We start from the raw sequence: 16998 nt of genomic DNA, 5'->3' as shown, positions 1-16998 counted from the left end.
CCCCCGGTGGGGGGGGGCCCCCCCCCGCGGGGGGGGGGGCCCCCCCCCCCCCCCCGTGGGGGGGGGGGGGGGGGGCGGGGGGGGGGCCCCCCCGCCCCCCCCCCCCCCCCCCCGACGCCAGATGGACCTTTGAAACCCCTCGATCCCCGCTTGCCGCCGGCAAAATTCGAGGCTATGTCCTCTCCCTCACGCTCCCTTCGTCTAGCGGTTAGGACGCGGCCCTCTCAAGGCTGAAACAGGGGTTCGATTCCCCTAGGGAGCGCCATTTCTCCTGCCAGACCGGGCACTTCGAAAACCGGCCATTTCCGCTTGTAGCCCCCACCGGCGTGCGCAGTTCGCACGGCTCGGCGCGGGCGCTCTCCTAAGCGATCGTGCCGTCGATCGAGCGGCGGATCACCCGCTGTACTTCTGCATTCGACAGAAACAGATCGTGGTTGATGATGCCCCAGCCCTCCTGCGAAGCATCGACCACGCGCACACCGAGCTGCGCGATGACGGCTTTCTCGGCGGCGCCGACCCTGGTCATTCCACCTGCAATCTGTCCCGACAGCGCCAGGGCGCGATCGTTCGTGGAGGCGATCACGGTGATCTTGCCGGCAAGCGGACCGATGCGGTGGATCGCAGACGAGAACACGTCCATGTCGATATCGGGCGCGGCAAACACCACCGCGCCGATCTTGCTCGTCACTGTGTCGCCGTATCGCGCATAGAGCTGACGCAGGCTTTCGAGCGACAGCATGGTTCCCATGCTGTGCGCAACGATGTTCACGCGGCCGGTGCCTGGCGCCGACACGAGTGCGGAGAGCACGCGCTCAAACTCGTCGCGGGACCACATCGCACTGTCGCGGTCATAGGCATAGTCGAACAGTCCTGCCTTGGAAGGCCAGGAGAACACCATGGTCCGGCCGCGGAACTTGATCCCGTCGGAGAGATGGGCGCCATCGAGCACCGCCGTCTCGAACGTCTGCTTGAAGCCGTGCACATAGATCAGCACGTCTCCTCCGCCGGCCTGCGCGACGAGATCGCCGGCGTCGGCCGACACCGGTTCGACCCGGTCAAGGCGCCAATCGCCAATTCCAACCGAGGCGAGAGAAAGACGGCTCTCATCCGGCGCCCCCAGCTTCGCCCGCGCGACTGTCATGGTCGTCGCGCGCTCCGGGCCGAACCAGGGCTTCGTGCGACCGCCGTTCACCGGCTTGCGCGTGGTGGTGACGAGCAATGTGGGGTCAAGGGATAGCGATGACGCGTCGAAACGCGCGCCGGTCGCACCCAAGCCGGCGCATCCGCCGAGCGCGAGGGCGGTCCCTGCCGACATAAATCCGCCGAGGAGAGCGCGGCGCGAAATAGAATGACAGGGGTCGCGTTGCAGAAGAGGCCGAGCGATCACACGAAACCTTTGGGAACTTTTGTCCACCGTAGCGCCCCGCTACATCCCTGAATGACAATGGGGGCGAGAAGACGGCGGAACTGCTTCGCGGTCCATTGCTTGGTCTTGGGTCAATCACCTCCGCGGGGCGGGCTAGAGTTAAGGTGACGGTGCACAGAACTCGTGCCGCCTTGTAAGCCGCGATCTTCTTGATCTGTGCTGCCTGTCGGGCAACACACAGCCGAAGTCCGTCAACCCCTCCTCACAAAAATATTCCACTTTACCGAAATTCGGAAATATCGTATGTGTCGGCCATCCCAGCCCACAAAAGGGGCGGTCGTACGTCGTCACGAACGCGGGTTGGGAGTTGCGGTGGACGCGGGCGGCGTTAAAGGCGGGTGAGTGGCGTGCAGGGCGAGATGAACCTCGTGAGCATGTCACGAACCGCATCGACGGACGGCGCCGAAGCCCTGCGAAGCCTCTTGGCGAAGCAGGGTCAGCTCGCGTACGGCGAAACCGTGTGGTCCTGGCCGTCGTTGCTACGGTCAAGCCTTTGCGAAGGCGTCAGCGCGTCAACCGGCGCGGTGCCGTGCATTTCGCGGAGGTGACGGAGGCAAGAAGGAACTCGTCTCCGGGGAGAGCGCGGCATAGGCCGTCAAACCATCGCGCAGGGAAGGCCTGGTCTCGGCTGCCCTGTGTCTCCCCTGTGCATTGCGTGTGCAATCAGTTCGCATGGGGGTTTTTATGGGTGCCAGCCGGCGCCCGGTCTTCCCTGCGCCCTTTCTTGGAGGGCGTGAAGCGAGAAGCATAGCTCGGGCAAACCTGCCGCGAGACTGCGAGCGCGTGTCCGCGCCCCGCATGCAAATTGCACCCCCCCTTTCGAGCCTTCCTTGCGAGCATGATGCGTCGGCATCGGTGGAGGTGGTCGTCCCTCCCGGAATCTGCCTTGATGCGAAATCAGCGTGAGGGAGCGACAATATGAGCGGCTTGGTGATCTCTGGCGGTCGGGTGGTGGATCCCGCCAGCGGAATGGACGCGGTTGGCGATGTGGCGGTGGTGGACGGCAGGATCGCCGCGGTCGGCGCCTCGCTCGGCAGCGCGGAGCGGGTGATCGACGCGACCGGCCTCGTGGTCGCGCCCGGCTTCATCGACCTTCATGCGCATGGCCAGTCGCTCCCCGCCGATCGCATGCAGGCATTCGACGGCGTCACGACGACGCTCGATCTCGAAGCGGGTGTGCTGCCGGTCGGCTCCTGGTATGAGCGCCAGGCGCGGAAGGGGCGCGTGCTGAACTACGGCGCCGCCACCAACTGGGCTTTTGCGCGCATCGGTGCAATGACGGGCTCCAATGCGGAGAGCTCGCTGGAGGCGTTCGGCAACGCCATGCGCGATCGCCGCTGGATGGACAACGTCGCGAGCGATGCGGAAGTCGCCGGCATCCTCGAGCGTCTTTCGCGCGGCCTGAACGAAGGCGGCATCGGCATCGGCATTTTGAACGCCTATGCGCCGGGCGCAGGCGTGCAGGAGCTGACCGCGGTGTGCCAGCTCGCGGCGAGCCAAGACGTGCCGACCTTCACCCACGTTGCCTACATGTCGCGGGTCGACCCTGAAAGCGCTGCGGAAGCCTATATCCGCCTGATCGGCTATGCCGGCGCCACCGGCGCGCATATGCACATCTGTCATTTCAACTCGTCGAGCAAGACCGACGTCGAGCGTTGCCGCGTGCTGATCGCGAAAGCGCAGGCGCAGGGCCTGCCCATTACGGTCGAGGCTTATCCCTATGGCACCGGCTCGACCGTGCTGGCGGCGGCCTTCTTCAGTGACCCCGAATTCGTCGAGCGCAATGGCACCGGCTACGATTCCGTGCAGCGCGTCACCGACGGCCATCGCTTCAGCGATCGCGAGGAGCTGTTGAAGGCGCAGGCCGACGAGCCGTCATCGCTGGTGCTCTGGCACATCCTCGACACCGAGAACAACGCGCATCACCGCGACCTGCTCGACATGTCGGTGCTCTATCCCGGCGGCGCGATCGCTTCCGATGCGATGCCGTGGACGACGTCGGACGGCAAGACTTACACCGGCGATGCCTGGCCGCTGCCGGATGACGCCACCTCGCATCCGCGCTCGGCCGGCTGCTTCACAAAATTCATCCGCGAATGGGTGCGCGAGCGCAAGACCGTGTCGCTGTTCGAAGGCGTGCGCAAATGCGCGCTGATTCCGGCGGAGATCCTGTCGCAAAGCACGCCCGCGATGCGCGCCAAGGGAAGACTCACGAAGGACGCCGATGGGGACATCGTCGTGTTCGACTACGAGAAGCTCTCGGATCGCGCGACCTTCACGGCGATGAACCGCCCCTCCGAGGGCGTGCGACACCTGATCGTCAGCGGCCAGCCGTTAATCACAGACGGCGTGCTGGACGTGGCGGCGCGGCCCGGCCGTCCCGTGCGCCGCCCCGTCGTCGGGGGCTGAGACATGCCGGTCCCCATTCTCCTGGTGACGGGCTTTCTGGGGGCCGGCAAGACCACTGTCGTCAACCATCTGCTGGCGCATGCGGAGGGGCGGCGAATCGCCGCTGTGGTCAACGATTTCGGCGCGATCAACATCGATGCCGAGCTGATCGCGGGCGCGAGCGACGGCGTGGTCAGCCTCGCCAATGGCTGCATCTGCTGCTCGCTCGAAGGCGACCTGCTGCACACGCTCGCGACGCTGCTGCGGCGTGATCCGAAGCCGGAATACATCGTCATCGAGACCAGCGGCGTCGCCGATCCCGCCGACATCGTCCGTAACCTGATGGATCCCGTGATCGTGCGCGAGGCGCCGCTGGAAACGGTGCTCTGCGTGATGGACGCGGCGACACCGCCCGCCACCCTGGACGACGCGCTGCATCGTTCGCAATTGCGCGTCGCCGACATCGTGGCGCTGAGCAAGCTGGATCTGGCGAACGAGGGCGCGGGCTCCCGCATGCGCGAGGCCATCCGCGCGCAACGCGTTCCTGCCGTGGTGGTCGATGCGCCGCACGGCGAGATTCCGTCCGCGCTGCTGTTTCCCGCAACCGTCGATCGCGCCCCCGCGCTACGCGAGCCCGGACCGAAACGTCCGGCAGAGCAACGCTTCGAAACGCTGAGCTGGACGTCGAACCAGCCACTTTCGCTTGCCCGCTTGCAGCAGGCCATCGGCCGGCTTGCGCCAAAACTCGCGCGGGCAAAAGGCCTGTTCGAGACCGTCGAGCAACCCGGGCGCCAGACGGTGTTTCAATTCGCCGCCGGCCGCGCCACGCTCGCCCCTGGCGAAGTGCCGATGTCGGGCGCGCCGCGTGCGCGGATCGTCTTCATCGCCGAGCTCGGCGTGCTCTCAAAGGCGGAGCTCGACGGGATCATGGAGACGTGCGTTGTGGATCGTTGAAGCTAACGCCTCAAGCGAATTGCGCGAGGAGAATACGGTGATCAGGAAGGACCGCTAGGTGTCAGCAGACCGCAAGGGCGTTAACGGCCCTCGTCGTCGCAATCCCGTTCTCGTTGCCGACGAACTCGCAGACGGCGGATTCGAGCTCACCCGCCTGGCTGCCGCGCGCCACCGCCAGCAGCCGCATCAATTCTGCCTCGTCCTTCGACAGGCGCCGGCACGACGGCGGCATGAAGCACAATTGGCAGGGCCGGCCGCTGCGCAGAATTCTGACCAGCGCGGCAACGCGTGCGACCAGCAGCGGGCTGTCGGCGATGCCAGGCGCCTCGTCGGCAAAGCGATAGGCCGCCTCCCAGCAATCGGACGCGCCGGTCGCATAGGCGGCAGCGATGAACCGCAACAGCGAGAGCGTGACGCGGCCAAAATCATCGTAGCTCTCGACATTAGGCCGCGTCGCAAGCGCGGCCTGGAGCGGACAGAGCCGCGCCTGGCCGGCTTCCGTGACGGGCACAAAGCCGCAACTATCATGCATCATGCGCGATCCCGGTCAGTGCAAGGTGGGGCTTCCGACCAGCCAGCTCTTCATCGCCATCGTCCGGTCATGGTCGAAAGACGGAACGTGCCGGTCGGGCAGGATGAGACCCGCCATGCGGAAGATCGTTGCAAGCCCCCGCACCGGCGCGAGAGCCCAATCGGCGCCGACCGGCGGCAGCCAGCATTCGAACTGCTCGCGCGCGATATCGTCGCGCTCTTTCTGCGCGGCGGCGATCGCCCGCAACATGCCGTGCTCGCTGTCGGACATGCGCGGGCAGGTCGGGCAGTGCACCGCGATGGCCGTATGCGCCGTGCAGGCAAAGATCTCGATGATGCATTCCAGCGAAGGCACGGCGTCGCCCACGCGAAAGTGGTCGTAGACTTGCTGGATATCGGCCGCGGTCGGGACGGCGCTTCCGCTGCGCGCCTTGGCCCGAAACCCCCAGATGAAGAGCCGCTCCGCCGCGCTCAGCGCCGGAAGCTCGAGGGACCCTGTCGATGTCGATTGATGCATTGAACCTCTGGCCTCTGGCTGCGCCGACGCCCCGGCCGGCGCTGACGATCTGCGCCGATCGTTCGGTCAGAGCCCCCCGCAAGTCAACGCTCGGAGGGGCGATATCGAGGCCTTCTAGTTTTGAAGAGATCGCATCTCGGACGCAGCCGGCCTCGCGAACCTGCGAGGCCGTCCGCGGCATGCCGGCAGGATCCTACGGAGTTTTGCGGAGACTTGGGGAACCCGAATGCTTAAAGCTTTGCTAAGGGGCGCGGGATAAACTGGCATATCAGCCCTTCCAATTCTTGCGAGCTCCGATGTTTTTCTCCCGCATCAGTTTCAAGCTGGTCCTGATTGTCGGCATCAGCCTCCTTGGCATGATCGCGCTGGCGCCGATCGCGCTATCGACCCTGCGCGCGCAGATGATCGCGGACCGTGAGGCCAAGACGCAGCACATGGTCGACGTCGGCTACGGCATCCTGGCGCACTACCAGAAGCTCGAGAGCGAAGGAAAACTCCCACGCGAGCAGGCCCAGGCCGGCGCGATCGCGGAGATCAAGAGCCTGCGCTACGACAAGGTCGAGTATTTCTGGCTCAACGACATGACCCCCAAGATGGTCATGCATCCGATCAAGCCCGAGCTCGACGGCAAGGATCTCTCCGGGATGAAGGATCCATCCGGCAACGCGCTGTTCGTCGGCTTCGTTGACGTCGTCAAAAAGCAGGGCGCGGGCTTCTACAGCTACCTCTGGCCGAAGCCCGGCTTCGACCAGCCGGTCGGGAAAATCTCCTATGTGAAGGGCTTTGCGCCCTGGGGCTGGATCATCGGCACCGGAATCTACCTCGACGACGTCGACGCCGTCTTCCGCCAGAATGCGATGACCTTCGCCCTGGTGTGCCTGGCCGTGTTCGTGCTCGTGCTCGGCGCCTCCTTCGTGATCGGCCGCAGCGTGACCCGGCCGCTGGCGAAGATCACCGCGCTCACCGAGCGCCTCGCCTCCGGCGACAGCGCGTTCGACGTGCCCCATACCGACCGTCGCGACGAGATCGGCGGGCTCGCCAAGGCGCTCGCCGTGTTCAAGGACAATGCGTCGGCGGTCGGCCGGATGCACGCCGAACAGCAGGAGACGAAGCAGAAGGCCGACGAGGAGAAGCGCAAGACGATGACCGACCTCGCCGGTAAGTTCGAGGCGAACGTTCAGGCCGTCGTCCGCGACGTCTTCAACGAGGCGCGCGCGATGCAGCAGGCCGCGCAGGGTATGTCCGAGATCGCCGACAAGGCGACCGACCGTGCTAGCTTCGTCGCCACCGCCTGTCAGCAGGCTTCGAGCAACGTGCAGACGGTGGCCTCCGCCGCCGCGCAGCTGTCGTCCTCGATCACCGAGATCAGCCAGCGCGTCGCGCAGGCTGCAAGCGTGGCGGACAAGGCCGCCGCCGACGGCCAGCGCACCAACGACACCGTGCAGGGGCTGGCCGCCGCCGCGCACAAGATCGGCGAGGTCATCGACCTCATCAACCAGATCGCCTCGCAGACCAATCTGCTCGCGCTCAACGCCACCATCGAGGCGGCCCGCGCCGGCGAAGCCGGTAAGGGCTTCGCGGTGGTGGCAAGCGAAGTGAAGTCGCTGGCGAGCCAGACCGCAAAGGCGACCGACGAGATCGGTGCGCAGATCACCGCGATCCAGGCCGAGACCAACCAGGTCGTCGGCAACATCGACAGCATCCGCAAGACCATCATGGAGGTCAACGAGATTTCCTCGTCGATCGCCGCAGCCGTCGAGGAGCAGGGCGCCGCGACCGCGGCGATCGCCCACAGCGTACGCGAGGCCGCCTCCGGCACCGACCAGGTTTCGCAGAACATCTCGGGTGTGACCGACGCGACGGCGGAGACCGGCCAGGCCGCCGGCCTCGTGCTGCAATCGAGTGGCCGGCTGTCGCAGAAGCTGCAATCGCTGGAAGACGAGGTCAGTGCTTTCGTTGCGGGGGTGCGGGCGGCCTAGTATAGCAGGGGATGAATCAGAGTTCTGATCGGCGCGCGCGCATTCTCCTGATCAATCCGAACAGTTCCGTGGCGCCCACTGAGATGATGGTCGCCATCGCGAGGTCGACCGCCGTCGACGGCTTCGACATCGACGGCGCGACCGCAACGCGCGCGCCGCAAATGATCGTGACGCCGGATGCGCTGGATGCAGCTTCCGCCGAAGTTCTGGAGATATCGCAGTCGAACCGGCATGCATGCGACGGTATCATCGTCGCGGCGTTCGGCGATCCCGGATTGGCCGGCATCAAGGCCGCGATGAAACGGCCCGCGGTCGGCATCGGTGAGTCCTCGATGGTGGCAGCCGCCGAGAACGGCCGCCGCTTCGGCGTGGCGACCACGACGCCGCTGTTGGAAGCGAAGATCGACGCTCTGCCGGAAGCGCTGGGTCTGCGATCGTATTACACCGGCGTCCGCTTCGCGGAGGGCGATCCGCAGGAGCTGATGCGCCATCCGGCGCGGCTGCGAACAGCGCTCGCGGGCGCGGTCGAGGCCTGCATCGCGCAGGATGGCGCGGAGGCGGTCATCATCGGCGGCGGGCCGCTGGGCGAAGTCGCGCGCGAGCTTCAGGCGATCTTCACCGTGCCGGTCATCGCGCCGATCCCGTCTGCCGTGGCGCGGATTATTCGCCTCATCACGGCACGCGCGACCGACTGAAATTCCGGCCGGCGGGAACGGTCGTCGGGACCGGCGTTCTTGCCCTTGACGGCCTCGGTTAAAGTGACGAAGCAGAACAATCGGACCGGCCGACCCGCGCTTGGGCACGCGGGCATGGAGACGCTGCATGTCGTTCAAGAAGCTCCTGATCGCCAATCGCGGCGAGATCGCCATCCGCATCGCGCGCGCCGCAGCCGATTCCGGCCTCGCGACGGTCGCGATCCATCCCGCGGACGATGCGCTGTCGCTGCATGTGCGCCTTGCCGATGAGGCGGTCGAAATCCCCGGCCGCGGCGCGCGGGCCTATCTCGACATCGAGGCCGTGGTGAAGGCGGCGAGGAGCGCAGGCTGCGACGCCGTGCACCCCGGCTACGGCTTCCTCAGCGAGAACGCTGCGTTCGCGAAGGCCTGCGTCGATGCAGGCATCGCCTTCGTCGGGCCGAAGCCGGCGGCGCTCGAACTGTTCGGCGACAAGGTTGCGGCACGGCAACTGGCAAAGCGCTGCGGCGTGCCAATCATCGCCGGCACCAGCGGGCCCTCCTCGCTGGAGGACATCACGGCGTTCTTCACCTCGCTCGGCAGCAAGCCGGCGATCGTGATCAAGGCGATGGCCGGCGGCGGCGGGCGCGGCATGCGCGTGGTCGAGCGCGCTGCCGATCTCGCGGAGGCCTATGCGCGTTGCCAGTCCGAGGCCAAGGCCGCGTTCGGCTTCGACGGCGTCTATGCCGAGCGGTTGATCCGGCAGGCGCGCCATATCGAGGTGCAGATCATCGGCGATCGCCACGGCGCGATCTCCCACCTCTGGGAACGCGAATGCACCATTCAGCGCCGGCACCAGAAGCTGATCGAGGTGGCGCCGAGCCCGTCGCTCAGCGACGGCTTGCGTGGCCGTATCAGCGAGGCGGCGAAGCAACTCGCCGTGGCCGCGTCTTACGACAATCTCGGCACGTTCGAGTTCTTGGTCGACGGCACTGCCGACGACAGTTTTGCCTTCATCGAGGCCAACCCGCGGCTCCAGGTCGAGCACACCGTAACGGAAGAGGTGCTCGGCCTCGATCTCGTCCGCGCCCAGCTCGCGGTCGCCGCCGGTGCCTCGCTTGCGTCGCTCGGCCTGGCGCAAGGCTCGATCCCGAAACCGCGCGGCTATGCCATGCAGTTGCGTGTCAACATGGAGACGCTGGACGAGCTGGGGGCGACGCACCCGACCGGCGGCGTGCTCGCCGTGTTCGAGCCGCCGTCAGGCCCCGGTGTCCGCGTCGATAGTTTCGGTTACGCCGGCTACAAGACCAGCGCCGCCTTCGACTCGCTGCTGGCAAAGGTCATCGTGCATACGCCGGGTGAAGCCTGGCACGACGTTGTCTCCAAAGCCGCGCGCGCCTTGCGCGAGTTTCGAATTGACGGCGTCGTCACCAACATCGCTTTCCTCCAGGCCGTGCTGGCGCATCCCGATTTCAGGGCTAACCGCATCGCGACAGACTTCATCGATCGCAACATCGGCAAGCTCGTCGAAGCCGCCGATGGCGCGGCCAAACCACTCTATTTTGCGGCGACGGAGCGAAGCGGCGGTCCCGGCATCGAGGCGCATACCGCACAGATCGTGCCCGAAGGCACGGTGATGGTCGCAGCACCCTTGCAGGGAACCATCGTCACCATCCAGGTGAAGGAAGGCGAGATCGTGCGTCCGGGCCAGCAGCTCGCCGTGATTGAATCCATGAAAATGGAACATCTGGTCATGGCCGAGCAGGGCGGCCGTGTCATGAAGCTACTCGCCGGCGACGGTGTCACGTTGATGCATGGCGAGCCGATCATGTATCTGCAGCCGCTCGAGGTTGCGGCTGATGCGTCGGCAACGGAAACCGATATCGATCTCGACCACATCCGTCCCGATCTCGCCGAACTGATCGCGCGCCAGGCCAACACGCTCGACGAAAATCGCCCTGCTTCGGTCGAGCGCCGCCGCAACACCAATCAGCGCACCGCGCGCGAGAATGTCGCGCAGCTCGTCGACGACGGCTCGTTCATGGAGTATGGCAGCCTTGCGATCGCGGCGCAGCGGCGCCGGCGCAAGCTCGACGATCTCGTCAAGAACACGCCGGCCGACGGCCTCGTCATGGGCGTCGCGACTGTCAACGCCGAGAAGTTCGGGCCCGAGGGCGGGCGCTGCATCGTCGTGGCCTACGACTACACCGTGCTCGCGGGCACGCAGGGCCACATGAACCACAAGAAGATCGACCGCATGCTGACGCTCGCGGAAGACTGGCGCGTGCCCCTGGTGTTCTATGCCGAAGGCGGCGGCGGCCGGCCTGGCGATACCGACCGGCTCGGCATGACCGGGCTCGATGGTCCGTCCTTCGTGCAGTTCGCCAGACTCTCGGGTCTTGTGCCGGTCATCGGCGTGGTCTCCGGCTATTGCTTCGCCGGCAATGCCGCGATGCTCGGCTGCTGCGATGTCATCATCGCCGCCAAAAATGCCTCGATCGGCATGGGTGGCCCCGCGATGATCGAGGGCGGCGGGCTCGGCGTCTATCACCCGGCCGAGGTCGGTCCTGTTACGTTCCAGTCGCCGAACGGCGTCATCGACATCCTCGTCGAGGACGAAGAGGAGGCGACATCCGTTGCGCAAAAATACCTGTCCTATTTCCAGGGCGCGGTGACGGACTGGCAGGCCGCCGACCAGCGGCTGCTGCGCCGCGCGATCCCCGAGAACCGCCTGCGCGTCTACGACATCCGCAGCGTGATCGACCTCGTCGCGGACAAGGACAGCGTGCTGGAGCTGCGCCGCGACTACGGCGTCGGCATGATCACCGCGTTGATCCGCATCGAGGGGAAGCCGTTCGGCCTGATCGCCAACAATCCGCGCCATCTCGGCGGTGCGATCGACGCCGATGCCGGCGACAAGGCCGCGCGCTTCCTCCAGCTCTGCGACGCCTTCGATCTGCCGATCGTCTCGCTGTGCGACACGCCCGGCTTCATGGTCGGCCCGGAAGCCGAGAAGACGGCGATCGTGCGCCACGTCTCGCGCATGTTCGTGACAGGCGCGAGCCTGACAGTGCCGCTGTTCGGCATCGTCCTGCGCAAGGGCTATGGGCTCGGGGCGCAGTCGATGATCGGCGGCGGCTTCCACGCCTCGTTCTTCACCGCGGCCTGGCCGACCGGCGAGTTCGGTGGCATGGGCCTGGAGGGATACGTCCGCCTCGGCTTCCGCAAGGAAATGGAGGCGATCGCCGACCCCGTCGAGCGTGAGACCTATTATCGCAACAAGGTCGCCGAGCTCTACGCCAACGGCAAGGCGGTCTCGATCGCCTCCGTGTTCGAGATCGACAACGTCATCGATCCCGCCGAGACGCGGCGGTGGATCATGGCAGGCCTGCGGTCGGTGCCGAAGCCGCCGACGCGGACGGCGAAGAAGCGACCCTGCATCGATACGTGGTGAGGGCGGTGCAGCAATTATGATTGCGCTTCGCCGCGTTCCGGTTCCCGATTGACATCCCCGCCTGCGGTGCCAGACTTTGCACAATAATACAGGGTGGAGACGTCCGCGATGGCCAGCCTTTCGGCCTCGAACCATGTCGCCCGTGTCTTGTCCGTCGCCAATCAGGTTGCAGACCGCTTGGCCGACGTCGATGCCTCTTCGCGCATTGCCAATTCCTGGCGGCGCTGCCTGGTCAGCCACAAGCTCGATCCCGCCCGCCAAGGCCCGCCGCAGACGCTGACCGAAGCCGAGATCCGGCATGTCGCCGAGCCGATGGAAGAGACGATCCGGCTTGCAACACCGGAGCTCGACGATCTCGCCCGGGTACTCCGCGATGCCGGTTATTGCGTCAACCTGGCGGACGTGAACGCAACCATGCTGTTCAGCCGCCTGCCCCGCGAGGCCGACGCACGACTGTTCATGGACTGGAAGATCTACACCGGCTCGAATTTCTCCGAGGCCTTTGAAGGCACCAATGGGCTCGGCACCGCGCTCGCCGAGCAGAAGCCGATCCTGGTACATCGCGACGAGCACTTTCGCGCGCAGTGGCACATGTTTTCCTGCGCCGTGACGCCGCTGTTCGACCAGGCCGGACGGCTCGCAGGCGCCGTGAACATCACCTCCTGCCGCGAGGACCTCGAACGCACCGCGCATCAGCTCGCGCTGGCCGTGACGATGGAGGCAACGCGGCGCATGGAGGGCGCGATCTTCCGCGGTCATTTCCGCAACGCCTGGATCGCGACCGTGCCGGGCGATGGCGGCAGCGGCCTGCTCGCCTATGATGACGATCGCCGCATCGTCGGCGCCTGCCGTTCGGCGCGCGCACTGCTGGGTCTCACCGACGGCTTGATCGCCTCCGGCATCGATCTGTCGCGCTATGTCAAATTCGACCATCCCGCCGCGCGCGACGCGGACGATCTCGTCGAGCTGCGCCGGGGCGATGGCAGTCCGTTGGGGCATGGCCATGTCGCGCCGCCGCTGCGGCCACGGGCGTCCACGCAGCGTCGTGACGTTCCTGTGGACCCCTTCGATGCGCTGCAGCGCCTCGCTGGCCGCGATCCAGGACTGATCAAGAGTGTAAAGCGGCTCAGACGCATCGGCGATCACAATCTGCCGGTGCTGCTGCATGGCGAGACCGGCGTCGGCAAGGATGTGTTCGCCCGTGCCATCCACGCGGCCGGCAATCGCGCGCGCCACAACTATGTCGCGCTGAACTGCGCTGCGATGCCGGACAGCCTGATCGATGCCGAGCTGTTCGGTTACGAGGCCGGCGCCTTCACCGGCGCGCGCCGCGACGGCTCGAAAGGCCTGATCGTGCAGGCCGACGGCGGCACGCTGTTCCTCGACGAGATCGGCGACATGCCGATTGCGCTGCAGACGCGGCTGCTACGGGTGCTGGAGAACCGCGAAGTCTGGCCGCTCGGCGCGCTGAAGCCCGTGCCGGTCGACATTCGCCTGATCAGCGCCACGCATCGCGATCTCGGCCGCATGGCCGAGGAGGGCGCCTTCCGCACCGACCTCTATTTTCGTCTCCGCGGCATGGAGGTGCGGCTGCCGGCCTTGCGCGAGCGCGCCGACCGCGACGACGTCATCCGCCAGATTGCGCGCGAGGAAGCGCCGAACTGTTCCCTCTCGGACGAGGCCTGGGCGCAGCTCTCGGCCTATCCCTATCCCGGCAACATGCGCCAGCTCCGGCACGTGCTGCGGCTCGCCGGCTGCACGGCGGAAGACGGTGTCATCACCGATGCCGACCTCGATTTGCCGCCGTTTGGTGGAAGGGCGGAGCCGGATCTCGCGGCGGCGGAGCGCGCCACGATCGTGGAGGCGTTGCGCGAGCATGGTGGTCGTGTGATCGAAGCGGCGCGCGCGCTGAAGCTCAGCCGCGCGACGCTCTATCGCAAGATCAAGCAGTTGAAGATAGAGACAGCGCAGTAGCACTCAGCTGCATGCGGCGAGCTTTCTTCCCCTCTCCCCCTGCGGGAGAGGGTGGCTCGCCGCGACAGCGGCGAGCCGGGTGAGGGGTCTCTCTCCGCACCTGATTCTCTGGCTTCTGGATTCGCGGAGAGATACCCCTCATCCGGCGTTTCGCGCCACCTTCTCCCGCAAGGGGAGAAGGGAAGAGCGCACCATCAACGCCGCCGCTGCCTTACGAAAAATCGCTCCAGCTCAGATGTCGCGAGTCGAGGTCGCCGACGGTTACGGTGCCGCGGATTTCGCGCGGGGCGTGGAAGCTGCTGCGCAGATACACGAGCGGCGCCGCGCCGTCGGAATGCGATGCGCCGCGCACCTCGCCGACGAAGATCGAATGCGTCTTGGTCTCGAATTCCTGCGCCAGCACGCAGTCGAACGCGGCGACCGCATCCGTCAGCACCGGCGCGCCGGTCACCCCGCGCGTCCATTCCCCGAACGCAAAGCGGTCGTCGCCATTGACGCCCTTCTGGCCGCTGAAGGTCAGCGCCAGCGCCGCGTGGTCCTCGTGCAGGAAGTTGATCGCGAAGGCGCCTTCCTCGCGGATGCGCGCATGCGCGCTGGCGTTGCGGTTGACGCAGACGATCAGGGATGGCGGCGAGTCCGACAGTGAGCTGGCCGAGGTCACAGTCAACCCCGTGCGCTTGCCGTGCTCGGCGCCGACCGTCACCAGCGCGACGGCGCCGGCGCACTGGCGCATCGCCTCCTTGAAATCCTTGGCGTCGAAAGCACTGGCGTCCACGCTCACGCGGAAATCTCCGAAATGGATGCGGATGCGGCACGATCGCGCCGCACCCGCGTCGGGTCAAGCCGCCTTCTGCGCGGAGCCGAGATGCTTCAGGCGCGGCATCACCTCGTTCCTCAGCAGCGACAGCGAGTGATGCCAGGCTTCAGCCTTGTGCTTGTAGTCGAAGCCGAACACCAGCAGCACGCCGAAGCCGCCGACCTCCTCGTAGATCTTCTCGATTTTCTCGGCGACGGTCGCGGGCGAGCCGACGATCCAGTTCCGCTTGGCGCAATATTCGACGGTGACGTCGCTATCGGGCACGTCGGGCGCGTGCTTCAAATAGTCCTTGAAGCCGAAATGCCCGAGCAGCGGCAGGAAGTACTCGCCCATCATCCGGCCCATCATGTCGCCGGTCGAGAGCCTCCACGCTTCCTCGTCGGTATCAGCGACGAACACCTCGCGCACCAGCCGCCAATCCGCGCGGTCCGGCTTGCGTCCGGTCTTGGCGGCACCGGCTACGACCGAATCCCAATGACTGCCGACATAGGCCGGGTTGAGGTTGAGGCTCATCGGGATGAAGCCGCGCTCGCCGGCGAGCTTCAACGTGTCCGAGTTCTTCGAAAGACCGGCGACACCGATCGGCGGATGCGGCGTCTGCAACGGCTTGATGTGGGGTTTCAGGAAGTCGAACATCGTGTCCGGCTTGGTCACCGTCCAGAATTTGCCCTTGTAGGTCCAGGGCGCGGGATCGCTCCACATCTTCAGAATGATCTCCAGCGCCTCGCGCGTCATGTCGCGGTTCTGTCCGCTCATGCCGTCGACGTTGAACATGGCCCAGTCGCTCGGCAGGCCGCTAGCCGCGACGCCGAAATTGAGCCGCCCCCCGGAGAGATGATCGAGCATGGCGACGCGGTTGGCGAGCTCGGCGGGGTGGTGATAGGGCAGCAGGAAGCCGCCTGGTCCGATGCGAATATTCTTGGTCTGCATCAGCGCCTGTGCGATCAGAAGGTCTGGCGTGGGATTGGGTTCCCAGGGCGCGGTGTGGTGCTCGCCGACCCAGGCCTCCTGATAGCCGAGCTCGTCGAGCCAGCGCATGACCTGCAGGTCCCAGTCGTTCCCTTCCTTCAGGCCGCACTCCGGCGGGTGCGAAGGCATCGTGAAATAACCGATCTCCATGGGTTTCCTCTCCACAATTGACGCGTCTTGTTGCGCGGTTCACGGATGTGAGCAGAAACGCTTTAGCAAGCGGTGTGCCAGCTCTTCGCGAGTGGTGGGCCAGCGCGAACGGCGCCTCAGACCTGCGAGAAAAGGCTGGTTTGCGGCGGCAATAGCCGATATCCCGGGACAGATTTACGGGGCCTCGTCTCACTGTCGCGAGACGGCGTCTCGGCGGTGAGACGAGGATACGAATCGAGATGACTGAACCTGCCTATGTCGCGGTAGACTGGGGCACCAGCAGCTTCCGACTCTGGCTGATCGACCGCGCCGGCGAGGTGCTGGCCGAGCGCCGCAGCGATGAGGGCATGCTGGCCGCCGCGAAGGCCGGCTTTCCCGCCGTGCTGCAATCGCATCTCGCGGCAGTCGAGGCTCCCGATCATCTGCCCGTCCTCGTCTGCGGCATGGCCGGCGCGCGTACCGGCTGGGTCGAGGCCGGTTATGTCGACACGCCGGCACCACTCTCCGCTGTTCTGAAGCAGGCCGCGCGCGTGCCCGGCGAAGCGCGCGACATTCGCATCCTGCCGGGTATCGCGCAGCGCGATGCAAAAGCGCCGGACGTGATGCGCGGCGAGGAAACGCAGCTGCTCGGCGCGCTCGGGCTCGATGCCGCCGGCGAAGCGCTAGTCTGCATGCCCGGCACGCATTCGAAATGGGTGCGCGTGAAGGACGGCACGGTCGCGCATTTCTCCACCTTCATGACCGGCGAGCTCTTCAGCGTCGTGTCGCGCGAGACGATTTTGTCGCTTGCGGTCGCCGGCGCCGAAGACGCCGAGGATGTCGCGAGCTTCAAGGCGGCGGTGAAGGCCGCGTACGAAGCACCGGCCTTCGCGGCTAATTTTCTGTTCGGCGCGCGCTCGCGTCAGCTCCTGTTCGGGGGCACACCGGCCGCGGCGCGCGAAACGCTGTCGGGCACGTTGATCGGCGTCGAGCTGGCGGCGGGGCTTTCCGGCGCGATGTCGAAAGCTGGCATCACGCTGATTGCCTCGGGGCGGCTCGCGATGCTGTATAGGCTGGCTTTCGACGCGCTGTCGGTCGCCGTGAACCAGGTCGATGCCGATGAAGCGGTCCGCCGCGGTCTGTCGATGGCGGCTGCCGCGATCTGGACGCAATGAGAGGACTGTTG

Annotated in this window: 12 protein-coding genes and 1 tRNA gene; 8 read left to right on the top strand and 5 right to left on the bottom strand. The window is 66.2% G+C overall.

Going from position 1 to position 16998, the window contains the following annotated elements; all coding sequences use genetic code 11:
• Window positions 1-190: 190 nt before the first annotated feature.
• Window positions 191-265 (top strand) — tRNA-Glu (locus AC0L3K_RS26850).
• A gap of 96 nt (window positions 266-361) precedes the next feature.
• Here the strand turns inward: AC0L3K_RS26850 and AC0L3K_RS26845 are convergent.
• Window positions 362-1315, bottom strand: coding sequence for an alpha/beta hydrolase (locus AC0L3K_RS26845; protein ID WP_007596595.1), 954 nt, complete (start codon window positions 1313-1315; stop codon window positions 362-364).
• A gap of 1029 nt (window positions 1316-2344) precedes the next feature.
• Between AC0L3K_RS26845 and AC0L3K_RS26840 the strand changes: the two genes are divergently transcribed.
• Together AC0L3K_RS26840 and AC0L3K_RS26835 are read left to right on the top strand one after the other, a co-directional pair.
• Entirely contained in the window at window positions 2345-3835 is a 1491-nt protein-coding gene (locus AC0L3K_RS26840; RefSeq protein WP_473367196.1) for an amidohydrolase family protein, read from the top strand.
• A 3-nt stretch (window positions 3836-3838) separates the two neighbouring features.
• Window positions 3839-4768, top strand: coding sequence for a CobW family GTP-binding protein (locus tag AC0L3K_RS26835; RefSeq protein ID WP_473367195.1), 930 nt, complete (start codon window positions 3839-3841; stop codon window positions 4766-4768).
• A gap of 61 nt (window positions 4769-4829) precedes the next feature.
• Here the strand turns inward: AC0L3K_RS26835 and AC0L3K_RS26830 are convergent, their stop codons facing one another.
• Complete coding sequence (locus tag AC0L3K_RS26830) at window positions 4830-5303, bottom strand: hypothetical protein (protein ID WP_473367194.1); 474 nt, start codon at window positions 5301-5303, stop codon at window positions 4830-4832.
• A 12-nt stretch (window positions 5304-5315) separates the two neighbouring features.
• Window positions 5316-5816, bottom strand: coding sequence for a hypothetical protein (locus AC0L3K_RS26825; RefSeq protein WP_354169378.1), 501 nt, complete (start codon window positions 5814-5816; stop codon window positions 5316-5318).
• 296 nt (window positions 5817-6112) lie between these two features.
• Between AC0L3K_RS26825 and AC0L3K_RS26820 the strand changes: the two genes are divergently transcribed.
• The 4 genes from AC0L3K_RS26820 to AC0L3K_RS26805 all read left to right on the top strand — a co-directional run bounded on the left by AC0L3K_RS26820 (window position 6113) and on the right by AC0L3K_RS26805 (window position 13897).
• Window positions 6113-7795: a methyl-accepting chemotaxis protein gene (locus AC0L3K_RS26820; RefSeq protein WP_473367193.1), complete on the top strand. Its 1683-nt coding sequence runs from the start codon at window positions 6113-6115 to the stop codon at window positions 7793-7795.
• Between the two features lie 11 nt (window positions 7796-7806).
• Window positions 7807-8490 carry an aspartate/glutamate racemase family protein gene (locus AC0L3K_RS26815; protein ID WP_473367192.1) on the top strand — a complete coding sequence of 228 codons (684 nt, stop codon included), beginning with the start codon at window positions 7807-7809 and terminating at the stop codon, window positions 8488-8490.
• Between the two features lie 127 nt (window positions 8491-8617).
• Window positions 8618-11923 (top strand): carboxyl transferase domain-containing protein, encoded by a 3306-nt coding sequence (locus tag AC0L3K_RS26810; protein WP_473367191.1) that lies wholly within the window; start codon window positions 8618-8620, stop codon window positions 11921-11923.
• Window positions 11924-12031: 108 nt separating this feature from the next.
• Window positions 12032-13897 (top strand): sigma-54-dependent Fis family transcriptional regulator, encoded by a 1866-nt coding sequence (locus AC0L3K_RS26805; RefSeq protein ID WP_473367190.1) that lies wholly within the window; start codon window positions 12032-12034, stop codon window positions 13895-13897.
• Window positions 13898-14108: 211 nt separating this feature from the next.
• Here the strand turns inward: AC0L3K_RS26805 and AC0L3K_RS26800 are convergent, their stop codons facing one another.
• Both AC0L3K_RS26800 and AC0L3K_RS26795 read right to left on the bottom strand, forming a co-directional pair.
• On the bottom strand, window positions 14109-14678 hold the full coding sequence (locus AC0L3K_RS26800) for a flavin reductase family protein (protein ID WP_473367189.1): 570 nt from the start codon (window positions 14676-14678) through the stop codon (window positions 14109-14111).
• A gap of 57 nt (window positions 14679-14735) precedes the next feature.
• The gene (locus tag AC0L3K_RS26795) at window positions 14736-15833 is read right to left on the bottom strand and encodes an LLM class flavin-dependent oxidoreductase (RefSeq protein WP_007596571.1); all 1098 of its coding nucleotides are present in this window, start codon (window positions 15831-15833) and stop codon (window positions 14736-14738) included.
• A 239-nt stretch (window positions 15834-16072) separates the two neighbouring features.
• Between AC0L3K_RS26795 and AC0L3K_RS26790 the strand changes: the two genes are divergently transcribed.
• Window positions 16073-16987 (top strand): 2-dehydro-3-deoxygalactonokinase, encoded by a 915-nt coding sequence (locus AC0L3K_RS26790; protein ID WP_219683016.1) that lies wholly within the window; start codon window positions 16073-16075, stop codon window positions 16985-16987.
• The last annotated feature ends 11 nt before the right edge of the window (window positions 16988-16998 follow it).

Source organism: Bradyrhizobium sp. MI1.10 (assembly GCF_055811035.1).
This window is presented reverse-complemented; position numbering and strand designations above follow the sequence as displayed.